The sequence below is a fragment of the Aequorivita sp. 609 genome (assembly GCF_014212065.1).
Taxonomy (GTDB): Bacteria; Bacteroidota; Bacteroidia; order Flavobacteriales; family Flavobacteriaceae; genus Aequorivita; species Aequorivita sinensis.
On sequence record NZ_JACJVM010000200.1, the window covers coordinates 1 to 1,826 of the forward strand.

3 protein-coding genes are annotated in these 1,826 nt (G+C 29.7%); all 3 read left to right on the forward strand.

Annotated elements, in window-relative coordinates:
* Positions 1 to 169 precede the first annotated feature (169 nt).
* The 3 genes from H4O20_RS13330 (at position 170) to H4O20_RS13340 (ending at position 1,691) form a co-directional block, all read left to right on the forward strand.
* Positions 170 to 919 carry a CPBP family intramembrane glutamic endopeptidase gene (locus H4O20_RS13330; protein ID WP_185099591.1) on the forward strand — a complete coding sequence of 250 codons (750 nt, stop codon included), beginning with the start codon at positions 170 to 172 and terminating at the stop codon, positions 917 to 919.
* 158 nt (positions 920 to 1,077) lie between these two features.
* Positions 1,078 to 1,347, forward strand: a complete 270-nt coding sequence (locus H4O20_RS13335; RefSeq protein WP_185099592.1) for a hypothetical protein — start codon at positions 1,078 to 1,080, stop codon at positions 1,345 to 1,347.
* Between the two features lie 131 nt (positions 1,348 to 1,478).
* Complete coding sequence (locus H4O20_RS13340; RefSeq protein ID WP_185099593.1) at positions 1,479 to 1,691, forward strand: hypothetical protein; 213 nt, start codon at positions 1,479 to 1,481, stop codon at positions 1,689 to 1,691.
* The last annotated feature ends 135 nt before the right edge of the window (positions 1,692 to 1,826 follow it).

Consider the following 1,826-nt stretch of genomic DNA (forward strand, 5'->3'; position numbering starts at 1 on the left):
CAATGTATATGAAAAATAGGCGATAAAGTACTAATTGAAATATTTTTGGCTTGTATCAAACTTTAGGATTAGACAAAAATTTAGGGCTTAGTGATCGCCTACTTATCATATACGAAACGTTACCTGCAAGTTAAAAACCGACCGCTAAAAATTGAATACTGCCTAAAATATGAGTAAAAGTCTTTATCTGAATTTATTTTTAAGCTTACTGATTTTACTTTTTGGCTACAATTTTGCTTCTGGTCAAACCGACTTTTGGACAATTAGAGTTATTAATATTTTGGCAATTGTTTTAGCTGGATTTTTCCTGATTAAATTTAATCCAAGATTGCTTCCTAAAAAAGAAAATTCAACTTTCCGTGTTCAATATCTATTTCCTATAATAATCGGAATTATTGGTCTTTTTTTAGCCACTTATTTTATTCCATTATTGGTTTATAATTTAATGGAATGGCAATGGACTGATAGAATTGGACCGACAAAATCTGAATTACCGCGATACTTGTTTTTATTGACTGCTTGGGTGTTTTTGGAAGAGATATACTTTCGAAGAATTATAACGCAAAAATTATTTAACAATAAAGGATTTTCAAAAGCACTTTGGGTTTCGGCATTAGTTTTTAGTATTGCCCATATTTTTTCAGATAATGGTTTGTTTGGAGCTTTTATTGGTGGAATAATTTTAGGATATATTTATTTAAAAACAAAAAATATATGGCTGTGTATTTTAACTCATTTAGCATTTAATCTGACAAGTTTTTTTGTGTCACCAAAGTTGACTGAAAATCTTGCTGACTTTAATTCTTATCAAAAAATATCTCTGATAATAATATTAAGTTTTGTTTTGATTTGGACAATGATTATGATTTTAAAAAAACAGACTAACAATATACAAACGGAATTAAAAACCAGCAGGTAACACCGGCTATAGTTCATTGCTTCTGACTTTCCTCGCGGAAAGTCCTCGCAAATTTGCTATCTCCGGTTTACGGCGGAAAATCCTCGCGGATTTTCACGCAACGAAACCATAGCCAAACCGTTGGCATTCATTGAGCAGAACCGTTAAAAATGACAATTATGAGTAATTTAAAAGACATTATATCGGAAATTGAAAAATATGCGAATGACTCAAATCTGACTGAATTTCAAATCGTTGAAAAACTGAAAAAACATTACTTTGACAAAAAAACAAATGAGAATTTAAAGTTGTATAAAAAAGGAAAGAAAAAAGTGAGCGAAATAACAAAAGACTTGAAAATCTCGCCACGAAAATTTTATACAATTTTAGAAAAAAAGAAAATAGAACATAAGAAATATAAAAAGAGTGATTTTAAACAAAACGTTTGACTTTTAGTTCGTTTGCGGAATCGGAAACTGAATTGAAAAGGAAAACCCGAATTGAATGCGGAATTTAGCAAATTGAGGAATTTCTCACTCAATCGGAAATAAATTTAACCTAAAAACGGAATTTAAAAAATATGAATACGCGGACAAAAGCAATAATAAAATCAGGTTTGTTTTCGGGAATCGTTTATGCTGGACTTATGGCTGGATTTGACTATTCTGATGGGCAAGATTTCAAAATATGGAAATTTATATTTCACGCCTCTTTTTTCGGAATATTTATGGCACTTATGACCAGATATAATTTAAAAAAACAAGCAGATAAAGACCAAAATAAAACTGAATAAAAACAACGAAATGCCAACAAAGAACTGAGATAAAAAACAACTAATTTCTTTATTAATTTTTGACAATATAATTCTAGGCTTACAGATAGAAAGAATAGATCCGTAAGCTCTTTTTTATTTCAGGCACAATTATTT